Annotated in this window: 17 protein-coding genes and 1 pseudogene; 2 read left to right on the plus strand and 16 right to left on the minus strand. The window is 71.1% G+C overall.

The window, feature by feature from the left end; translation table 11 throughout:
- Positions 1–91: 91 nt before the first annotated feature.
- The 9 genes and pseudogenes from ABZ818_RS07920 to ABZ818_RS07960 form a co-directional block, all read right to left on the minus strand.
- The gene (locus tag ABZ818_RS07920; protein ID WP_361412098.1) at positions 92–631 is read right to left on the minus strand and encodes a manganese efflux pump; all 540 of its coding nucleotides are present in this window, start codon (positions 629–631) and stop codon (positions 92–94) included.
- Between the two features lie 128 nt (positions 632–759).
- Positions 760–1,272, minus strand: a complete 513-nt coding sequence (locus ABZ818_RS07925; protein WP_361412100.1) for an O-acetyl-ADP-ribose deacetylase — start codon at positions 1,270–1,272, stop codon at positions 760–762.
- Positions 1,269–2,678 carry an NAD(P)/FAD-dependent oxidoreductase gene (locus ABZ818_RS07930; RefSeq protein WP_361412102.1) on the minus strand — a complete coding sequence of 470 codons (1,410 nt, stop codon included), beginning with the start codon at positions 2,676–2,678 and terminating at the stop codon, positions 1,269–1,271. Before ABZ818_RS07930 ends, ABZ818_RS07925 begins: the two co-directional genes overlap by 4 nt.
- Positions 2,679–2,940: 262 nt before the next feature.
- Positions 2,941–3,810 carry an inositol monophosphatase family protein gene (locus tag ABZ818_RS07935; protein WP_361412104.1) on the minus strand — a complete coding sequence of 290 codons (870 nt, stop codon included), beginning with the start codon at positions 3,808–3,810 and terminating at the stop codon, positions 2,941–2,943.
- Positions 3,811–3,951: 141 nt separating this feature from the next.
- Positions 3,952–5,781 (minus strand): gamma-glutamyltransferase, encoded by a 1,830-nt coding sequence (locus tag ABZ818_RS07940; protein ID WP_361412106.1) that lies wholly within the window; start codon positions 5,779–5,781, stop codon positions 3,952–3,954.
- Between the two features lie 442 nt (positions 5,782–6,223).
- A pseudogene (locus ABZ818_RS07945) lies at positions 6,224–6,361 on the minus strand (3-hydroxyacyl-CoA dehydrogenase NAD-binding domain-containing protein); the annotation flags it as partial.
- Positions 6,358–7,467: a UDP-glucose 4-epimerase GalE gene (gene galE / locus ABZ818_RS07950; protein ID WP_361412108.1), complete on the minus strand. Its 1,110-nt coding sequence runs from the start codon at positions 7,465–7,467 to the stop codon at positions 6,358–6,360. The pseudogene ABZ818_RS07945 and the gene galE, both read right to left, overlap by 4 nt.
- A gap of 110 nt (positions 7,468–7,577) precedes the next feature.
- Entirely contained in the window at positions 7,578–7,784 is a 207-nt protein-coding gene (locus tag ABZ818_RS07955) for a hypothetical protein (RefSeq protein ID WP_361412110.1), read from the minus strand.
- 806 nt (positions 7,785–8,590) lie between these two features.
- Positions 8,591–9,469 carry a hypothetical protein gene (locus tag ABZ818_RS07960; RefSeq protein WP_361412112.1) on the minus strand — a complete coding sequence of 293 codons (879 nt, stop codon included), beginning with the start codon at positions 9,467–9,469 and terminating at the stop codon, positions 8,591–8,593.
- A 315-nt stretch (positions 9,470–9,784) separates the two neighbouring features.
- Between ABZ818_RS07960 and ABZ818_RS07965 the strand changes: the two genes are divergently transcribed.
- The gene (locus tag ABZ818_RS07965) at positions 9,785–10,849 is read left to right on the plus strand and encodes a biotin/lipoate A/B protein ligase family protein (RefSeq protein ID WP_361412114.1); all 1,065 of its coding nucleotides are present in this window, start codon (positions 9,785–9,787) and stop codon (positions 10,847–10,849) included.
- 260 nt (positions 10,850–11,109) lie between these two features.
- Positions 11,110–11,802, plus strand: coding sequence for a hypothetical protein (locus ABZ818_RS07970; protein ID WP_361412116.1), 693 nt, complete (start codon positions 11,110–11,112; stop codon positions 11,800–11,802).
- 60 nt (positions 11,803–11,862) lie between these two features.
- Here ABZ818_RS07970 and ABZ818_RS07975 read toward each other — a convergent pair whose 3' ends face one another.
- From ABZ818_RS07975 to ABZ818_RS08005, 7 genes are all read right to left on the minus strand, one after another.
- Positions 11,863–13,389 carry an NCS1 family nucleobase:cation symporter-1 gene (locus ABZ818_RS07975; RefSeq protein WP_361412118.1) on the minus strand — a complete coding sequence of 509 codons (1,527 nt, stop codon included), beginning with the start codon at positions 13,387–13,389 and terminating at the stop codon, positions 11,863–11,865.
- A gap of 111 nt (positions 13,390–13,500) precedes the next feature.
- A complete protein-coding gene (locus ABZ818_RS07980) occupies positions 13,501–14,520 on the minus strand; it encodes a TIGR03842 family LLM class F420-dependent oxidoreductase (protein ID WP_361412120.1) in 1,020 nt (339 codons plus the stop codon).
- Positions 14,521–14,531: 11 nt separating this feature from the next.
- Positions 14,532–15,932: a dihydropyrimidinase gene (gene hydA, locus ABZ818_RS07985; RefSeq protein ID WP_361412122.1), complete on the minus strand. Its 1,401-nt coding sequence runs from the start codon at positions 15,930–15,932 to the stop codon at positions 14,532–14,534.
- A gap of 49 nt (positions 15,933–15,981) precedes the next feature.
- Positions 15,982–16,824: a nitrilase-related carbon-nitrogen hydrolase gene (locus ABZ818_RS07990; protein WP_361412124.1), complete on the minus strand. Its 843-nt coding sequence runs from the start codon at positions 16,822–16,824 to the stop codon at positions 15,982–15,984.
- Positions 16,825–16,979: 155 nt separating this feature from the next.
- Positions 16,980–18,566 (minus strand): PucR family transcriptional regulator, encoded by a 1,587-nt coding sequence (locus ABZ818_RS07995; RefSeq protein WP_361412126.1) that lies wholly within the window; start codon positions 18,564–18,566, stop codon positions 16,980–16,982.
- 46 nt (positions 18,567–18,612) lie between these two features.
- The gene (locus ABZ818_RS08000) at positions 18,613–19,896 is read right to left on the minus strand and encodes an aspartate aminotransferase family protein (RefSeq protein WP_361412128.1); all 1,284 of its coding nucleotides are present in this window, start codon (positions 19,894–19,896) and stop codon (positions 18,613–18,615) included.
- Positions 19,893–20,735, minus strand: a complete 843-nt coding sequence (locus ABZ818_RS08005) for a nitrilase-related carbon-nitrogen hydrolase (RefSeq protein ID WP_361412130.1) — start codon at positions 20,733–20,735, stop codon at positions 19,893–19,895. The genes ABZ818_RS08000 and ABZ818_RS08005 overlap by 4 nt, the downstream gene beginning before the upstream one ends.
- Positions 20,736–20,870: the final 135 nt, after the last annotated feature.

Consider the following 20,870-nt stretch of genomic DNA (forward strand, 5'->3'; position numbering starts at 1 on the left):
GACCAGCGTCAGGTGGACTGGCAATTCACCACCCACGATGCACGCATCAAACTGCGCCATCTCTATCCCAAATATTAGCTGCGACAGTCTACTAGCCACCGAAGACCAACGGCAGCACCGCCGCGGCGATGATCAGGCTGACCCCGCTCACCAGGTCCGCGCGGATCCGGATGAGGCGCACCGCGGCCCGCCCGAGCTGGAGCCCGATCAGCGACATCACCGCCGTGATGAGGCCGAAGACGGGGGCCGAGAACCACGGCGAGAGCCCGAGGATGCCCAGGCTCGCGCCGGCGACCAGGTTGTCCAGGCTCAGCGTCAACGGGATGCCGAACAGCGCCCACGGGTGGTCCAGCTCGTCCGGCTCGGGGTTCCGGAGGGACGAGATGACGAGGTAGAGGCCGTACCCGCCGAGTGCGACCGCGCCCAGCACGTCGGCGACGCCTCCGACGGCCTCCCCGATTTCGCGGCCGATGAGCAGCCCGCCCAGCGGCATGACCGCGTCCCACAGCCCGAAGGTCAGCGCGACCTGCATCGCGCGGTTCAGACCGAAGGGGACGGTGCCGAGCGCTATCGACACCCGGAAATTGTCCAGGCTGAGTACGAAACCCAGGCCCAGCATCTCCCAGATCATGGCCACGTCACTGTCCGATGACGACCGACGTCGGCGTGAGCGGCTCTGCCTCGGCTCCTACCCGCCATAATCAGCCATTTTATACGGCGATTTGCCGGAGTTCCGCCCCGCATGAGGGGGTAGCCGAGTCAGCCGACGTGTGCGGCGAACGCCTCGTAGGCGCGGTCGTCGAAGAGGACGAAGCGGACCTCTTCGACCGAGGTGCCGGTCTCCCTCACGGTCTCCACCGCGATCCGGGCCGCGTCGTCCATCGGCCAGCGGTAGACGCCGGTGGAGATCGCCGGGAACGCCACGGTGCGGGCGCCCAGCTCGTCGGCGACACCGAGCGACGCGCGGTAGCAGGAGGCCAGCAGGTGCGAGCGGTCCTCGGTGCGGCTGTGGACGGGGCCAACGGTGTGGATGACCCAGAGGGCGTCCAGTTCGCCGGCCGTCGTGGCGACCGCCTGGCCGGTGGGCAGGCCTTTGCCGTAGCGGGAGGCGCGCAGGGCACGGCACTCCTGGAGGATCGCGGGGCCGCCGCGGCGATGGATGGCGCCGTCGACGCCTCCGCCGCCGAGGAGGGAGGAGTTGGCGGCGTTGACGATCGCGTCGACGCGCTGCCTGGTGATGTCGCCCTGGACGAGCGTGATGACGGTGGTCATGTCTGCCGCAGCCTCCTCCAGACGGCCTTCGCGGCGTTGTGCCCCGACATGCCGTGCACGCCGGGGCCCGGCGGGGTGGCCGAGGAACAGATGAAGACGGCCGGATGCGGGGTGCTGTACGGGAACAGCGACGGTTTCGGGCGCAGCAGGAGCTGGAGCCCGGAGACCGCGCCGGAGCCGATGTCGCCGCCGACGTAGTTGGCGTTGCGGGCGGCGACCTCGGGCGGGCCGGCGGTGGCGCGGGCGAGCACGCGGTCGCGGAAGCCCGGGGCGAAGCGCTCCAGCTGGCGTTCCACGGCGTCGGTGAGGTCGCCGGTCCAGCCGTTGGGGACATGGCCGTACGCCCAGAAGACCTGCTTGCCCGCGGGGGCGCGGGTGGGGTCGGCGACGCTGGGCTGGACCGTGATGAGGAAGGGCCGGTCGGGGGCGCGGCCCTCGCGGGACGCGGCGCGCAGCGCGGTGCCGATCTCGGCGCTGTCCGCGCCGATCTGCACGGTGCCGGCGCCGCGGGGCTCCCGCGCGGTCCACGGCACCGGGCCGTCCAGGGCGTAGTCGATCTTGAAGACGCCGGGGCCGTAGCGGTAGCCGTCGTAGTAGCGGCCGAGGCCGGCGATGCGGGCCAGCGCGGTGGGCGAGGTGTCGAAGACGTACGCCCGCGCGGGGGGCAGGTCGTCGAGGCGCTTGACCTCGTAGTCGGTGTGCAGGGCGCCGCCGAGGTCCTTGAGGTACGCGGCGAGGGCGTCGGAGATCGACTGGGAGCCGCCGCGGGCCACCGGCCAGCCGCGGGCGTGCGCGGCGAGTGCGAAGATCAGGCCGACGGCGCCGGTGGCGAAGCCGCCGAGGGGCGCCATGACGTGGGCGACGAGGCCGGCGAAGAGGGTCCTGGCCCGCTCGTCCCGGAAGCGGCGCATCAGCCACGTGGACGGGGGCAGGCCGACCAGGCCGAAGCGGGCCAGGGTGACCGGGTCGCGCGGGAGCGCGGTCAGGGGCAACGACATGAAGTCGCGGGCGAGGGTGTCCCACCTGAGCAGGAACGGCTGGACCAGTCTGCGGTACGTGCCCGCGTCGCGCGGCCCGAAGGAGGCGGCCGTCTCGGCGACGGAGCGGGCCAGCACGGCCGCGGTGCCGTCCGGGAAGGGGTGCGCCATGGGCAGTTCGGCGTGCAGCCACTCCAGGCCGTAGCGCTCCAGGGGCAGGGCGCGGAACGCGGGCGAGTTGATGCCGAGGGGGTGCGCGGCGGAGCAGGGGTCGTGCCGGAAGCCGGGCAGGGTGAGCTCCTCGGTGCGGGCACCGCCGCCCACGGTGTCCCGCGCCTCGAACACCGCCACGTCGAATCCGCGGCGGGCGAGCTCCACGGCAGCGGTCAGTCCGTTCGGCCCCGCACCCACCACGACCGCATCGAGCATCGACGGCACCTTCGGACCCCCTAGTCAGCCGATGGCCACTCGGCCCCAGGATATGCCGCACCCCCGACACACCGGGGTCGGGGCAGCGGGCTCGGGAACGGGGAGGCGTTACAGCGGGTCGCCCCGGCGCCCTCGGGAGGCTTTGACCGGGGGGCAGGGCGGCCGTCGCCAGGACGAGCCACCGACGCCGGCCAGGCCGGGCCGGGGATGCCGAGGACCGCCGTGCCCGGGCTCGCCGGGATCACGGCGTCGGGGTCGGGTCTTACACGCCGGGCAAGGAGGTGTGGGTGTCCGGGGCGGTGAGGAGGCCGGTGATGTGGCGGGCCGTGGCCGTGTTGCGGGCTGCTGTGAAGGGCAGGGTGTTGCCGCCCGTGATGCGGAAGGGGGTGCCGGTCAGGGTCAGGTGGGTGCCGCCGGCCTCCTCGACCAGGAGGAGACCTGCCGCGTGGTCCCAGGCCGCCTCCCAGCAGAAGGCCGTGGCGTCCAACTCGCCCCGGGCGACCGCGAGATACTCCAGTCCCGCCGACCCGCAGGGACGAGGTGCGACACCGTCCGCCCACAGGCCGCGCAAGGCATGCTTCTGCTCGTCCGTCGTGTAGTCGGGGTGGGACGTGGCGACTTCGAGGGGCCGCCCCGGCTCGGGCGCACCGCAGCGCAGGGGCACGCCGTCGAGGAAGGCGCCCTGACCGCGTACGGCCGTGGCGAGTTGGTCGCGCGCCGGCGCGTACGTCCAGGAGGCCAGTACGACCCCGTGCCGGGCGAGGGCGACCAGGGTGCAGAAGCCGGGGTCGCCGTGCACGAACTGCCGTGTGCCGTCCACCGGGTCGACGATCCACACGGGGGCGTCACCCCGTACCGCCTCGTAGACCGCCGGGTCGGCGTGCACCGCCTCCTCGCCGACCACGACCGAGCCCGGCAGCAGGGCGCCGAGCGCGTCCGTGAGGTACCGCTCGGCCAGCCGGTCCGCGTCCGTCACCAGGTCGTGCGGTCCGGACTTCTGGTCCACCTCGTGCTCCGCCAGCCGCCGGAAGCGGGGCATGATCTCGGCCGCGGCCGCCTTGCGGACCGCCTCCTCCACATCGGCCGAGTGACGTGCGAGAAACTCTTCGATGGTTTCCGTCTCTTCGATCATGTCTCTATGAGAACATGCCCCACTGACATTCCCCGCCGGGCCGGTGCACACCGGATGGAATCGGCGTGAACACCCGTCATCGGACATCCCGGTACGTCCGGTGGAGGCCCGCGGCCGGCGCGTGGTGGACGCCGGCCGGCTTCACCGGCCGACCGCGTACCCCTGCATCCCCCTCGGGTTGGCGGCCGCCGACAGGATGCCGGTCTCGGGGCAGCGGGCGACGGCGCACAGGCGTCCCTCGGACCACGGCTCGCCGACGGTCACGTCGTGACCGCGGCGCCGCAGCTCCGCGACGACCTTGGGGCCCATGCGCGACTCGACCGTGACGCTGCCGGGGCGCGTCCCGCGCGGGTAGAAGGAACCGGGGAAGCTGTCGTTGTGCCAGTTCGGCGCGTCGATGGCGCCCTGGAGGTCGAGGCCCCCGCGGACGGCGGCGCGCAGCGCGACCGCGAGGAAGAAGTGCGTTTGCCACTGGTCCTGCTGGTCCCCGCCGGGCGTGCCGAACGCCATGACCGGCACCCCGTCGCGCAGCGCGATCGAGGGGGTGAGGGTGGTGCGCGGACGGCGGCCCGGCGTCAGCGAGTTGGGCAGGCCCTCCTCCAGCCAGGCCATCTGGAGCCGGGTGCCGAGCGGGAAGCCCAGTTCGGGCACGACGGGGTTGGACTGGAGCCAGCCGCCGCTGGGGGTGGCGGCGACCATGTTGCCCCAGCGGTCGACGACGTCGATGTGGCAGGTGTCGCCGCGCGTGCCGCCGTCGGCGGCCACGTCGGGTTCGCCCGGCACGGGTGACGCGGGGCTGTTGGCGAACGTCGGCTCGCCGACACCCATCGCGTCGAACTCGCCCTCGCCGGCCGCCACCGCGTGCGCGTGCGTGCTCAGCCGTGGGACGCGCCCGCCGGGGCTGCCGGGCCGCAACTCGTACGAGGCGGCGGCGCCGACCAGCCCTCGCCGCTCGGTGTTGTACGGCGCCGACAGCAGCTCCGCCAGCGGCACCTCGTCGGCGTCCCCGTACCAGGCCTCCCGGTCGGCCATGGCGAGCTTGCAGCCCTCGATGAGCAGGTGAACGTAGTCGGCGGAGCCGTACGGGGGCAACTCAGCCGGAAGCAGGGCGAGTTGCTGGAGGAGCACCGGGCCCTGGCTCCAGGGGCCGGCCTTGCACACGGTCCAGCCGTTCCAGTCGTACGTCGCCGGCGTCTCGTAGGTCGCGGACCAGGCGGCGAGGTCGGCGGCCGTCAGGGTGCCGGTGTGCCGTTCGCCGCTGGTGTCCAGCGTCGGCCGCCCGGCCTGCCGGACCAGCGCCTCGGCGATGAAACCGGTGCGCCACACCTCCCGCGCGGCCTCGATCCGCGCCTCCCGGTCCCCCGCGCCCGCGGTCTCGGTGAGCAGCCGCTTCCAGGTGGCGGCGAGCGCGGGGTTGCGCAGCAGCGTGCCGGGGCGCGGCGAGTGTCCGCCGGGCAGGTAGACCTCTGCGGACGAGGTCCACTCGGTCTCGAACAGCCTCCGCACGGTCTCGACGGTCTCGCCGACGCGCTCCACGGGCGCGTGCCCGTGCTCTGCGTATCCGACGGCGTACTTGAGGACGTCGTCGAGGGACTTCGTGCCGTGGTCGCGCAGCAGCACCATCCACGCGTCGAACGCGCCCGGCACGGCGGCGGCCAGCGGGCCGGTGCCCGGTACGAGGTCCAGCCCGAGCGCCCGGTAGTGCGCGACCGTCGCCCCCGCCGGGGCGACACCCTGACCGCACAGCACCCGCACCTCGCCGCCCGCCGGGGCGAGCAGGATCGGCACCTCACCGGCGGGCCCGTTCAGGTGCGGCTCCACGACGTGCAGTACGAAGGCCCCGGCCACGGCCGCGTCGTAGGCGTTGCCGCCGCTCTCCAGCACGGCCATCGCCGACTGCGAGGCGAGCCAGTGGGTGGAGGACACCATGCCGAAGGATCCCTGAAGCGTGGGTCGGGTGGTGAACTGCATCTCTCACCTCGGTGTTTGGGCGCGCCTGCGGCCTCGCCAATCCTTCATACCTGTTCTGGGAAGGATCAGGGGAGTTTCAGCTTGACTCCGCTCAGCCTTGACCAGGCAGCAGGCTACCGATCGGATGCGCTCTCACTCCGGTGCCCCACCGGCTGACGCCTTCCCAGCGCGTGGCCGCAGGTTCGAGTCCTGCCGGGTCGCCTTTGACAGCCCCCAGTGGGAGGGCTTTTCACTGGTCAGACCGGGTTTCACCGCGCACGACGAAGCCCCGGGCCCCCGACGGTCATGGGAAGGCTCCGGGGCTGTCCGGCTGCCACCGGGTTTTCGCGGGTGACGTGTCGAATACCTGGCGAAGTTCTCGGCCGGACGGTCAGCCGACTCGCGGGACGGTCGCTGCGTGTCGGAGGAGTGGAGCAGGAAGCCCGCTCCGTCGTTCTCGTACGAACGGCGTCCGGCCCGCCGCCAGTGCCGCGGCCTTGGCCTCGTGGATGTCGATCCCTTGGACCTCGTGCCCGATTTCGGCCATGCAGGCGGCATGGACGGCACCGAGGTAGCCGGTGCCGATGACGGTCGGTTTCATGTGCTGCTCCGGGGGGTGGCGTGGAGGCGGACCGGCCCGGTCGTGGCACGGGGCTCGGCGACGGCGGGGCCGGGGACTCCTGGGGTTCGGTAGCCGTAGGGGTTGGCGGTCTGGAAGCGCCAGGAGTCCCGGCACATCCGGGCCAGGCCACGGATCGGGTACCAGCCCAGGACATCGGACGCGGCGGACCCGTCGACGACGAGTTCCGGCACGTCACCCGGACGCCGGGGGCCGATGCGGTACGGCACGGGCCGGCCGGAGGCCCGTTGGTAGGCCTCGATCAGCTGGAGCACCGAGGTACCGCGCCCGCTGCCCAGGTTGAGGACGTGCAGTCCCGGCGGCGCGGGACGCTCCAGCGCGAGCCGGTGCCCTTCGGCCACGTCCATGACGTGGATGTAGTCGCGCACGCCCGTTCCGTCCGGGGTGGGCCAGTCGTCACCGAAGACTGTGACGTGCTCGCGCAGGCCCGCGGCGACCTGGGCGATACAGGGCATGACGTTGTCCGGCATGCCGAGCGGGTCCTCCCCCAGAAGCCCGGACCGGTGGGCGCCGACGGGGTTGAAGTAGCGCAACGCGTGCACGGTGAACTCGGGCCGGCGGGCGCACACGTCGGCGAGGATCTGTTCGCACATCCACTTCGAGCGTGCGTACGGGTTGGCGGATGCCACCTGGTAGTCCTCGGTCAGGGGCATACGGGCGGCGGCGCCGTACAGGGAGCATGAGGAGGAGAACACCAGCCGGTGCACATGGTGTTCACTCATCACCTCCAGCAGTGCGGTGGTGCCGCCCACGTTGGTGTCGTAGTACTCGACGGGCATCCGCGCCGACTCCCCCACTGCCTTGCGGCCGGCGAAGTGAACCACCGTGTCGACGGGATGGCGGGCGAAGACGCTGGACAGTGCGTTGCGGTCGCGGACGTCCAGGACGTAGGAGGCGGCCAGGCGGCGGCCGGCCACCGACTCGACGCGACGGAGCGCCTCAGGGACGCTGTTTTGGTGGTTGTCGACGACGATCACGTTGTGACCGTGCGAGAGGAGCTCTGCGCAGGTATGGCTGCCGATGAATCCGGCACCCCCGGTCACCATGATCGTGCGTGGCTGGGACATGGAGTGACACCTCCGTTGGGCATCGAGGGGGAATGGAGGAGGACGGAATGAGGGGCGCGCGGCACCGCCCGGACCGTCGCGCCCATGAGGAACGCCGCCGGGCGAGCCGCTCAGCCGAGCAGGCCCGCCAAGTACTCGAGGAGGATCAGCACAGCGAGGACCAGCGGGGATGCGGTCGGGGCGGCCACGGCGAGCGGCGCTCGGACGGTGGCCAGAGCCCGCCACCGACGGATGTTCGCGGTGCCGGCGGTCTCCACAGCGTGCAGCAGGCAGACCCGGCAGGCACCACGGTGCAGGTTCCGGCGCCCGGCAGGCACAGGCAGACGTAGCCGAAAGCGGGACCGTTGATTTCACCGAAGAGGCCGGCGCCGCCGAGACCCCCAGCAATGATCACGTAAGGCATGACGAGCCGCAGAGACAGGGGAGCGACGGGCTGGTGTGCCTTGGGCGTGACCTGGAAGGTCAGGCTGCGCGGCCGGAGTCTGGCCCAGACCGCCGACAGCATTCCCCTGAGGTCCGACGAATCCCGCGCCCCCGGTCACCACGACACGCATGTTTCTCCCATCGATGTCACCTCAGTTGGGCAAGGTCAGGCACAGACATGAAGAAAAGATATGAAATCGGCCGGTATGACGATCTGGTCCCGGGTGGAGAGCTACCGCCGACCGGCCCAGTCCGGGCGGCTGTGCGGTTGCGCTTTACCGGCTAGGCCGCATTCCCTCGCGGCACATACCTGCACCGATGGAGTGAACGATGGCCCCCTGCCCAGCGTCGGCGAGTCGAACGGAATCAGGGTCCAGGCAGGCCAGACCGAGCCCGTGAACCGGCAGACCACATCCCGCACTGTGATCCTCATCCGCCTGGACCAACCGGCGATCACCGGCACACGGTTCCCGCCGGCGCGCGGGGAGTTCGAACGGCACGAGCCGGTACCCCTCCCAAAGACGCTGAAAGACCCGTTCCCGCAGGTCAGGGACTTAAGAGGTGTCGAAAGCCCAGGTCAGCGGCCCGATCCCGGGCCCTCCATGCCGAAGGCGCCCTGGAGGGTGGGCCGGGTGGTGAACATGCGGTGTCTTACCTCGCTGTTTCCGCGCGTCGGTCGGTCCGGGCGAACGACCTCGTCTCACCGCACGTCCGCCGGGAGCTCAATCCTCCCGGCATACGGCCCCTGGTTCTCCTCGCCGACATGCTGCTCGAACGTGATGTCGGCGCCGCCGTACGGGATCAGGAAACCGAAGTCCAACCGGTGACTCCTGATCCGGTACGTCTTCGCGTCCAGGACCAGTACCTCGTCAAGGCCGGAGAGCGTCAGCCGGGCGTCCTCGACGGCCACTCCCGCCTTGCGGAGCTGTTCAGCCGTCGGATCGAACTCGCGCTTCGCCTTCTTCGCCCAGGCCCGGTCCGCGACGGCACTCAGCTTCCGTTTGCCGCTCGCGACGCGGAGTTCCACCGTGCCGTCGCCCGTCCCGGTCACCTTCACGTCTCCCCCGGTGGCCTTCGCATACGTCCGGAACTCTTCGACGACCGCGACCGGGTCCTCGACCTTGTTCCACATCTCCGGGTCGGTGACGGGGGCGTGCTTCCAGGGCACGTCGCCTTCCTTGAGGTAGGCGGTGCCGTCGGCGACGTATATCTCCTCGTTCTTCCTGGTCCCCTTGCTGCTGGTGGTGACGCCCTCGGACCGCAGCGCCTCCGGCTTCATCGCGCGCCGGACCGTGGCCCGGTAGGTGGCCGCGTTCTTCTGCCCCTGGAGTGTGAGCCCCTCCTCCCCCTTCACGGAGAAGGTCCAGCCGGGCTTCTCGGCCATCGCCTTCTCCGCGAGGTCGAGGAAGTCCTCCGGGGACTCGGGCGTCGCGGACGGCTCGGGCGGCGCGGACACAGTCGCCGCCACCTCGGGGCTTCCCGCCGCCCCGGCCGGCTTCCGCGCCTCAACTCCGCATGCGTCCAGCGAGAGCACGAGCGGGAGTACGAGCACGAGGGCACACCGGAGGCGAGTTCGCATGGACCTTTTCCTTACGTCACGGCGGAGCGGCGCGGACTGTACAGCAACACTCGGCCGAGATCATCCCGACGGTCATTCCGCGCAAATCGACACACTCGACGGCTCGCCCTCGACCTCGTCACTCTGAAACCGGTATGCGTCGCGCTCAGCCCCTGACAACCGGGCTCCCACCGTCCGATTCTCACGGTCACGGCCCCGCCTGGACGTCGTGCGCCACCGCCCTGGATGACGCCCACGCCCCACGGACCTCGTAGGCGCGGGAACACCACGACGGTCCTCGGTGTTGATCTGCTGCGGCAGAACGGAGGTCGGACGGTGCACGGTGAGTACAAGGTCCCCGGCGGCAAACTCGTCGTCGTGGACGTGGAGGTCGAGGACGGCGCGCTGCGGCACGTGCGCGTGGCGGGTGACTTCTTCCTGGAGCCGGACGAGGCGCTGGACGCCGTGAACCGCGCGCTGGAGGGCGCCCCCGCGGACGCCGGCGCGGCGGGCCTGGCCGCCCGGATCGACGCGGCGCTGCCCGAGGGCACCGTGATGTACGGGCTGACGTCCGAGGGCGTCGGGATCGCGGTGCGCCGCGCGCTGGCGCACGCCACGGACTGGACGGACTACGACTGGCAGCTCGTCCACGACGGCCCGCAGTCCCCCGCGCTGCACATGGCGCTGGACGAGGTGCTGACGGCGGAGGTCGCCGCTGGCCGGCGTCCGCCGACCCTGCGCGTGTGGGAGTGGGCCGCACCCGCGGTGATCATCGGCAGTTTCCAGTCGCTGCGCAACGAGGTGGACCCCGAGGGGGCGGCGCGGCACGGCGTCGAGGTGGTGCGCCGGATCTCCGGCGGCGGCGCGATGTTCGTCGAGCCGGGCAATACGATCACGTACTCGCTGTCGGTGCCGGAGGCGCTGGTGCAGGGGCTGTCCTTCCAGGACAGCTACGCCTACCTGGACGACTGGGTGCTCGGCGCCCTCGGCGACATGGGCATCCGGGCCTGGTACCAGCCGCTGAACGACATCGCCACCGACCAGGGCAAGATCGCGGGCGCCGCGCAGAAGCGGATGGTGGGACCGGGCGGAGGGCCCGGGGCGGTGCTGCACCACGTGACCATGTCGTACGACATCGACGCCGACAAGATGCTCGAGGTGCTGCGGATCGGGCGGGAGAAGCTGTCCGGCAAGGGCATCGGGAGCGCGAAGAAGCGGGTGGACCCGCTGCGCCGGCAGACCGGGCTCGCCCGCGAGGCCGTCATCGCGCGGATGGTGGAGTCCTTCCGCGCCCGGTACGGCCTGACGGTCGGCAAGGCGACCGACGAGGAGCTGGCCCGCGCGCGGGAGCTGGCGCGGACGAAGTTCGGCTCGGACCAGTGGACGGCGCGGGTGCCATAGCGTTCACACGAACCGTACCGGCCCCGACTCCTGGGCGGGGACGAGGAGTTGCCGGCGCGGGCCTCAAGGGCCCTGCTCCGCTTCCCCTCCCCCGCCGGGACATAAACGGCAAACGGTACGTCAGAAGCAGGCGGCCGTGACCGTCCGGGCACGGAGCGGAGTACCGCTTCCGCCACACGGGGAGTCGTGTGACACTGAGGTCCCGTCCGTGGTGTGGAATCGCTTCGCACCGCGTCCGTCCCCCACACGAGAAGTGCGCCGTGCGTGAACTTCCTCTCCCCCTCGCGCTCACCGCGCGTCTGAGTCCGGTCGTCGTGCTCGCCTGCGCGGGCTGGGCGTTGACGTCCGGCCCGTTGGCCGCCTCCCCAGCCGCCGCCGGACCCAATACCGAACAGCAGGAGAACCGCGGCGCCGACGACGGCTCGTCCTCCGAGCCGTCCGCGCCGTCGTCGACCGCGGTGACCAAGACGTACGCGTCCGCCCCCGCACCGTGCACCAGCATCGCCGCGAAGACGGTCACGTCCCTGGTGCCGGGTGCAAAGCCGGCGGGCAAGGAGATCCCGTCGACGGACACCAAGGTGCGCCGGACCTGCTCCTGGAACGCGCTCAAGGACTACGACTACCGCTGGCTCGACGTGTCCTTCGAGATCATGGTGACGGACGAGGCGGCGCTGAAGTCGTACCAGCAGCGGACCAGCGACAAGAGCGGCGGCGGGGCGGTGCCCGGCCTCGGGGACAGCGCCTACTCGGTGGTGAACCTGACCACCGAGGACAAGCAGGAGACCCGCGAGGGCGTGGTGCTGGCCCGCTCCGCCAACGCGATCGTGGTCGTCACGTACAACGGCAGCGACTTCGAGTCGAAGAAGGCGCCGAGCACGGACGAGATCAACAAGGGCGCCATCAAGGCCGCCAAGGAGGCGATGGCCGCCCTGGAGAACGGTCGTACGGGCTGACCGTCCTCCCCGGGCGGTGAAGCGCGTCGGGCAGTACAGCGCTTCAGGCGGTGATGCGCGTCAGACGGTGGCCCGCTGCCGCCCGCGCGCCGCCATCAGCAGCAGGTACAGCACCAGTGAGGTGCCCAGGCCCACCGCCCAGCCGTAGTCGGCGAGGGACCTCAGGGCGGGGATGGGCCGGCCGTCGATCAGCGGGTGGAAGTCCGCGCCGCCGATGGCCAGCACGCCGCCCACCACGAAGGCCACGACCGCCCGCCAGTTCCAGCCGCCCTCGTACCAGTAGCGTCCGCCCGCGCGGTACAGGTCGGCCAGGTCCAGCCGGGAGCGCCTGAGGACCCAGTAGTCGGCGATGAGGATGCCGGCGACGGTGCCGAGCAGTCCGCCGACCAGGCCGAGCCAGGTGAAGATGTAGCCCTGCGGGTCGGCGTACAGCTTCCACGGGCACATCACCACGGCGAGCACGGCGGTGACGAGCGCGCCGGCGCGGAAACTGACCTTGCGCGGTGCGACGTTGGAGAAGTCGAAGGCCGGGGAGACCATGTTGGCCGCGATGTTGACCGACAGGGTCGCCACCAGCACGGTGACCAGCGCGTACACCAGGCCCACCACGTTGTCCGTCTTCGCCGCCAACTGCACCGGGTCCCACACCGGTTCGCCGTACACGGCCTGGGAGCCGGAGGTGACCAGCACGGACAGGAACGCGAACAGGGTCATGGTCGTGGGCAGTCCGAGCGCCTGGCCCCGGGTCTGCGCCTTCTGGCTCCTGCCGTACCGGGTGAAGTCCGGGATGTTCAGCGACAGGGTGGACCAGAAGCCGATCATGCCCATCAGGGAGGGCGCGAACAGTTTCCAGAAGTCCGCTCCCCAGCCCAGTTTCGACGGCTGGTCGAAGAGCGGGCCGAGTCCGCCGGCCTTGCTGCTCATCCACCACAGCATCACGAAGGCGCCGACGAGCACGAAGGGCGCCGCCCAGTTCTCGAACCGGCGGATGGTCTCCATGCCCCGGTAGATGACGGCCACCTGGATCGCCCAGAAGATGGCGAACGACGCCCACATCGTCCAGGCGTGGCCGCCCACCTTCGCGGCGTCCGTCCAGCCGCTCCCGATCAGCTTCCCGGCGAGGAAGTAGATCGCCTCGCCGCCGATCCAGGTCTGGATGCCGAACCAGCCGCACGCCACCAACGCCCGTACGACGGCGGGCAGGTTGGCGCCGCGCACGCCGAAGGAGGCGCGGGCGAAGACCGGGAAGGGGATGCCGTACTTGGGTCCCGCGTGCCCGGTGAGCAGCATGGGGACGAGCACGATCAGGTTGGCCAGGGCGATGGTGAACACCGCCTGCTTCCAGTCCATGCCGACGGCGATCAGACCGGAGGCCAGGGTCCAGGAAGCCGTGTTGTGGGCCATGCCGACCCACAGCGCGGAGAAGTTGTACGTGGTCCAGGTGCGCTTGGCGACCGGGACGGGCAGCAGGTCCGCGTTGGCGTAGGGGCCACTGGGCGGCGGAGTGCCGGGGGCGATCTCCACCCGCCCGTCGGGGAGGGTGACCTGCGCGGACGGCGGTATGGCCGGAGGAGCGGTGTCGGTCATGGGCAGCCCAATCGATGAGACGGGTCGAAACGGGGCGGTGCGGGCGCCCGGCCCCTCCCCGGGGAGGTGGGGAGGGGGGACAGAGGGGGGATGGGAACAGCGCTCGGGGACTCAGGAGTTGACGGCCGGGATGATCTGCTGCCCGTACGCGTCGATCACGGCTTCCTGCGCGTCGTGCATGTCGTACACGGCGAACTGGTCCACGCCCAGCTCGCGCAGCGCGTTCAGCTTCTCGATGTGCTTCTCGACCGGTCCGACCACGCAGAACCGGTCGACGATCTCGTCGGGCACGAACTGCGTGTCCGGGTTGCCGCTGCGCCCGTGGTGGGCGTAGTCGTAGCCCTGGCGGGCCTTGATGTAGTCGGTGAGTTCGTCGGGTACGGCGGCGGAGTGCTCGCCGTAGCGGGCGACCAGGTCGGCCACGTGGTTGCCGACCATGCCGCCGAACCACCGGCACTGGTCGCGGGCGTGGGCGAGCGCCTTGGGCGAGTCGTCGGCGGTGACGTAGGCGGGGGCGGCGACGCAGATCCTCACCTCGGACGGGTCGCGCCCGGCCGCGGCCGCCGCGTCCTTCACGGCCTTCACCATGTACTCGGTCAGGTAGAGGTCGGCGAGCTGGAGGATGAACCCGTCGGCCTCCTCACCGGTCATCTTCAGCGCCTTGGGGCCGTACGCGGCCATCCACACGGGCAGTTCCGCGCCGGGCTTGATCCACGGGAACCTGATCACCGTGCCGCCGAGGTCGGCCTCCTCTCCCCTGCCCAGCGCCCGGATGACCTTCATCGCCTCGCTGATCCGGGCCAGGGTGTTGGGTTTGCGGCCGGCCACCCGCATCGCGGAGTCGCCGCGGCCGATCCCGCAGACCGTGCGGTTGCCGAACATGTCGTTGAGGGTGGCGAAGGTGGAGGCGGTGACCTCCCAGGTGCGGGTGCCGGGGTTGGTGACCATGGTTCCGACGGTCAGCTTCTCGGTGTTCGCGAGGATCTGGCTGTAGATCACGAACGGCTCCTGCCAGAGCACGGCGGAGTCGAACGTCCAGCCGTAGCGGAAGCCGTTGCGCTCGGCGCGCTTCATCAGGCTGACCACGCGCGAGGCCGGCGGGTCGGTCTGCAGGACGAGTCCGAAGTCCATGGGCGGCACTCCTAGTCGAGGTACTGGCAGGTGGAGCGCGGGGTGTAGACGCCGTGCCCGGCGTGCCCGGTGTACTCCCGCTCGGTGATGACGGGTACGCCGCGGGAGAGCACGGTCTCCACCCGGCCGGTGATCCGCCTGCCCTCGTACGCCGAGTAGTCGACGTTCATGTGGTGGGTCTCGGCGGACATGACCTGCTCGGCGTGCGGGTCGTAGACGACGACGTCCGCGTCGGCGCCCGGCGCGATGGTGCCCTTCTTCGGGTACATGCCGAACATGCGGGCCGGGGTGGCGCAGCCGATCTCGATCCAGCGGCGGCGCGAGATGTGCCCGTCGACGACGGCCTGGTGGAGCAGGTCCATCCGGTTCTCCACGCCCGGCATGCCGTTGGGGATCTTGGAGAAGTCGCCGCGGCCGAGTTCCTTCTGGCCGGTGAAACAGAAGGGGCAGTGGTCGGTGGAGACCACCTGGAGGTCGTTGGTGCGCAGGCCCTTCCACAGGGCCGCCTGGTGCTCCTTGGGCCGAAGCGGTGTGCTGCACACGTACTTCGCGCCCTCGAAGTCGGGCTCGGCGAGGTTGTCGGTGGACAGGAAGAGGTACTGCGGGCAGGTCTCGCCGAAGACGTGCAGTCCCTGGTCGCGTGCCCTGGCCAGTTCGGCGACCGCCTCCTGCGCCGAGACGTGCACGACGTACAGCGGCGCGCCCGCGACCTGGGCGAGCCGGATGGCGCGGTGGGTGGCCTCGGCCTCCAGCAGGGCCTTGCGGACCTCTCCGTGGTAGCGCGGGTCGGTCTCGCCGCGGGCCAGGGCCTGTTCGACCAGGACGTCGATGGCGATGCCGTTCTCGGCGTGCATCATGATCAGCCCGCCGTTGTCGGCGGCCCTCTGCATGGCGCGCAGGATCTGCCCGTCGTCGCTGTAGAAGACTCCCGGGTAGGCCATGAACTGCTTGAAGGAGGTCACGCCCTCCTCCACCAGCAGGTCCATCTCCTTGAGCGTCTCCTGGTTCACATCGGAGACGATCATGTGGAAGCCGTAGTCGATCGCGCAGTTGCCCTGGGCCTTGGCGTGCCAGGCGTCCAGGCCCTCGCGCAGGGCTCCGCCGACGGTCTGGATGGCGAAGTCCACGATCGTGGTCGTGCCGCCCCAGGCGGCGGCCCGGGTGCCGGTCTCGAAGGTGTCCGCGGCGTAGGTGCCGCCGAAGGGCATCTCCATGTGGGTGTGGCCGTCGACGCCGCCCGGGATCACGTACTTGCCGGTCGCGTCGATGGTCCGCTCGGCGGTGAACGCCCCGGCGGCCGGGGTGCCGGAGGCGGCGAGGGCGGCGATGCGGCCGTCCTCGATCAGGACGTCGGCGTGGATCTCGTCGGCGGCGGTGATGACGAGGCCGCCGCGGATGACGGTGCGGCTCATGCTCCCTCTCCTTCCGGTCGGGTGTGCGCGGTGGGTCGCGGGTTCCCGGTCAGGGCGCGGTCAGCGGCTCGTACGTGCCCGGGGCGCGGTCGCGGTAGAACTGCCAGCGGTCGCGGACCTCGCGCAGCTTGGCCAGGTCCAGGTCGCGCACGACCAGTTCGGTGTCCTTGTCGCTCGCCGGTTCGCCGACGAACTGCGCCTCCGGGTCCACGAAGTACGAGGTGCCGTAGAAGTCGTTGTCCCCGTACTCCTCGACGCCCACCCGGTTGATCGCGCCGACGAAGTACTCGTTGGCGACGGCCGCCGCCGGCTGCTCCAGCTGCCAGAGGTAGCCGGACAGTCCGCGCGAGGTGGCCGACGGGTTGAAGACGATCTCGGCGCCGGCCAGTCCGAGGGCCCGCCAGCCCTCCGGGAAGTGCCGGTCGTAGCAGATGTAGACGCCGATCCTGCCCGCCTTGGTGTCGAAGATCGGCCAGCCGCTGTTGCCGGGCCGGAAGTAGAACTTCTCCCAGAAGCCCTTGACCTGCGGGATGTGGGTCTTGCGGTACTTGCCGAGGTAGGAGCCGTCCGCGTCGATCACGGCGGCGGTGTTGTAGAGGACGCCGGGCTGCTCCTCCTCGTACATGGGCAGCACCAGGACGATGCCGAGTTCCTTCGCGAGCGCCTGGAAGCGCCGGACGATCGGGCCTTCGGGGATCTGCTCGGCGTACGCGTAGAACGCGGGGTCCTGGACCTGGCAGAAGTACGGTCCGTAGAACAGTTCCTGGAAGCACAGCACCTGGGCGCCCTGCGCGGCCGCGTCGCGGGCCGCCTGCTCGTGGACCTGGATCATGGATTCCTTGTCGCCGGTCCACGCGGTCTGGAAGAGGGCGGCACGGATCACCTTGCTCATCGGGACCTCCACTCGCTGGATGTGCCGGGAGCGTAGAAAGCCGGCGGCTCCGCTTTGAGGTGCACCGTGTCACGTCTGCGGGGGCGGGGCGTGCCACCGTGTCACTCCGGGTCCGTCCCATGTCTCACCGCCGTTCTCCCGGCCGTTCTTCCGGCTCACTCCTGTTGCGCGTCGTGCGCGAGGAGCGCGATGTGCACCGAGGCGGCCTGTTCGAAGTCGTCGAGGTCCACCCCGAGGCACGCCTGTATGGACTCCAGGCGGCGGTACAGCGCGGGCCGGGAGACGTGGTGGAGCTGGGCGGTGCGGGACTTGTTGCGGCCGGTGGCGAGGTAGGTGCGCAGCACGGACAGCAGGTCGTCGTCGGCCCGGCGCAGCAGTCCGGCCAGTTCCCGCTCCGCGAAGGACTGCACGTGCGGGTCGTCGCGCAGCAGCCGGACCAGGCCGCGCAGGTGCACGTCCTTCAGGCGCACGACGGCCGGGAGGTCCAGGGCGTCGGCGGAGTCGGCCACGGCCCGGGCGACGTGCCGGGCCTCGCGCAGCCCGGCGGGCACGTCGTCCCAGACGGTGCGGGCGTCCGCGGCGGCGACGACCGTGCGGTCCGCGCCGGACCCGTCGCGCAGCCGGGCCGCGAAGTGCTCGGTGAGGGCGTCGGCGTCCTGGTCGCGGGCGAGGCTGAGCAGCACGGCGGTGGCGCCCTCGGCCAGCTCGGCGACCAGCCCGGGAAGGCCCAGCAGCCGCAGCAGCCGGTCGAGCCCGGCCACGTCGCCGTCCGGTACGGCCAGTGGTACGAAGCTGCGCCGGTTGACCGGCAGCCCGGCGGCCCGTGCCCGGGGCAGCAGCTGCCGGGCCGGCACGGCTCCGCCGACGAGGTCGGTGAGCAGGCCCTGCGCGGACTGCTCCTCCCAGGAGCAGCCGGCGTTGCCGCCGAGCATGCGGTGCAGGACGAGGGCCTCGGCGGCGCGGTCGGCCAGCAGCCGTCCAGTGGCGCTGTCGCCGCGGTGGCCGCACAGCACGATCCGGCCCCACCGCTCCCCGCGTCCGCCCAGTTCGGCGCGGATCCAGCCGTCGCCCTGGCCCGCACCGGCCTGCCGGGCGATACGTTCCCAGTCCCGCAGCACGTCGTCGACCGCCGACCGCTCTCCCGCCGTGGCCAGGACGCGGTGGGCGAGGTTGGTGACGACGACGGGGCAGGCGCTGTGCTGGGCGATCTCGTCGAGCAGTGCCTGGAGCGGGGCGCCCGCCGTGATCAGCGCGGTGAGGGCGGTGCGTACGGCCTCCGACAGGCTGACGGAGGCGAACTTGCGCCGCACCAGCCGGGACTGGACCTCCTCGGTCAGCTCGGCGAAGGGGAAGGGGCGGTGCAGGACGACCAGGGGCAGCTGGCACCGCTCGGCGGCCCGGCGCATCACGTCCGGCGGCGTGGGGAAGGCCCGGCCGAGGCCGAGTACGACGGCCGCGGCCTCCGCGCGGTGCAGGGAGCGGATGTACTCGGCCTGCTTCTCCTCGTCACCGGCGAGCAGCACGCCGGTGGTGAGGACCATCTCGCCGCCGGTGAGCATCACGCCGACGTCGGCGGCCTCGGCGACGTGCACCCAGCGCACGGGCCGGTCGAGGTGGCCGGCGCCGGCCACCACCTCGGGCTCCCCCGCGAGCACCCGCTCCAGGGTGAGGACCTGGCGCACCGACAGAGCGGGTTCCGACGGGTTCCAGGATGCCGGGGGTGTGTCCGAGGCGGTGGTCATGGCGACGTTCCCCTCTTTGTGCGGTTCGGTCCACCTCCGGTGGCGCTCAGTACGCGGCGCGCAGCGCGCTCTCCAGGATCGCGGCGCCCTCCTCGGCCTCCGCGACGGTCAGGGACAGCGGCGGTGCGATGCGCAGGGCGCTGGTGTTGTGTCCGCCGCCCTTGCCGATGAGCAGGCCGCCCTGCCGGGCCGCCTCCAGCACCGCGGTGGCCGCCTGCGGGTCGGCCTCGTCCGTCCCGGGCCGGGTCAGCTCGACGCCGATCATCAGCCCGCGTCCGCGGACCTCGCGCACGCCGGGCAGTTGGGCGGCGACGGCCCGCAGCCGCTCGATGAGGAGTCCGCCGACTCGCCGGGCGTTGCCCTGGAGGTCGTGTTCCAGGAGGTAGTTGAGGTTGGCGAGGCCCGCGGCCATGGTGAGCTGGGTGCCGCCGAAGGTGGAGATGCTGTTGGCGTCCAGGCAGTTCATGATCTCGGCGCGGGCGATCACCCCGCCGATGGACGTGCCGTTGCCGATGCCCTTGGCGAAGGTGACGATGTCGGGCGGCCCGCTGCGCGCGTGCGCCTGCCAGCCCCAGAAGTGGTCGCCGGTGCGGCCCCAGCCGGTCTGCACCTCGTCGGAGATCCACAGGATGCCGTGCTCCTGGAGCACCTCCCGGAAGGCGGCGTACAGGCCGTCGGGCGGAGAGGTGAAGCCGCCGACGCCCTGGACGGGTTCGGCGATCAGCGCGGCGGGCGGGCGGGTGTGGCCGAGGAGGTCCCTGAGGTCCTCGACGCAGGCGTCGATGAACTCGGCGTCGCTCAGGTGGGCGAAGGGACCCCGGGTGCGTACGCCGCCGTGGACGTAGAGCGTCTGGAGCGGGGACAGGGAGGTCGGGGACCAGCCGCGGTTGCCGGTGATGCCCACGGCGCTGAAGGAGCGGCCGTGGTAGCTGTTGCGCATGGCCAGGATGGTGTTGCCGCGCCGGTAGGTGGTGGCGAGCAGCAGGGCGGTGTCGTTGGCCTCGGTTCCGGAGGTGGTGAAGAACACCCGGGCGTCCGGGATCCCGCTCAACTGGACGACCCTCTCGGCGAGTTCGACCATCGGGCGATTGAGGTAGAGCGTGGAGGAGTGGATGATCCGGCCGGCCTGCTCGCTCACCGCCTTGGTCACCTCGGGCAGCGCGTGCGCGGTCATGGTGGTGAGGATTCCGCCGAAGAAGTCGAGGTAGCGCCTGCCGTAGGCGTCCCAGACATGACGGCCCTCGCCGTGGGTGATCTCGATCGGGTCCTCGTAGTAGAGCGCCAGCCAGTCGGGCGCGACGGCCCGGTGACGGTCATACAGGTCGCTCACGGCTGCACCAGCCCTTCGTAGGCGTCGGGGCGGCGGTCGCGGTAGAAGGCCCACTGCTGCCGCACCTCTTCGATGACGTCGAAGTCAAGGTCGCGGACGAGGAGTTGCTCCTTGGAGTCGTCGGCGACGTCTCCGACGAACCGTCCGCGGGGGTCGACGAAGTAGCTCGTTCCGTAGAAGTCGTTGTCGCCGTACTCCTCTCGGCCGACGCGGTTGATCGCGGCGACGAAGTACTCGTTGGCGACGGCGGCGGCCGGCTGTTCCAGCTGCCACAGGTAGGCGGACAGGCCGCGGTGGGTGGCGGAGGGGTTGTAGACGAGCTGGGCGCCGTTCAGGCCGAGCTGCCGCCAGCCCTCCGGGAAGTGGCGGTCGTAGCAGATGTAGACGCCGACCCTGCCGACGGCGGTGTCGAAGACGGGCCAGCCGAGGTTGCCGGGTTTGAAGTAGTACTTCTCCCAGAAGCCCTTGACCTGCGGGATGTGGTGCTTGCGGTACTTGCCGAGGTAGCTGCCGTCGGCGTCGATCACGGCGGCGGTGTTGTAGTAGAAGCCGGACTGCTCGACCTCGAACACCGGGACGACGATCACCATGCCGGTCTCGCGGGCGAGTTCCCGCATGCACCGCACCGTGGGCCCGTCCGGCACCGGCTCGGCCCAGCGGTAGTGCTCCGGCTCCTGGACCTGGCAGAAGTACGGCGCGTTGAAGACTTCCTGGAACCCGATGATCCGGGCACCCTGACGGGCCGCCTCTCGGGCGTGCTCCTCGTGTTTGGCGACCATGGACTCGGTGTCGCCGGTCCAGGTGGCCTGGACCAGGGCCGCACGGACGACGTTGGCCATGAGCTGCTCCTTCGACGTACGTCAGAGCCTCTACGCCCGTAGAACAGGCCTAGAGGCACGAACGTAAGCCTCTTCTCGTGGCTTGCCAAGACCATTGTCGTCAACCCGCGAAGTCGATCGTGTTTCGCACTCCGG

This window comes from Streptomyces sp. NPDC047453 (assembly GCF_040643155.1).
Classification (GTDB): Bacteria; Actinomycetota; Actinomycetes; order Streptomycetales; family Streptomycetaceae; genus Streptomyces.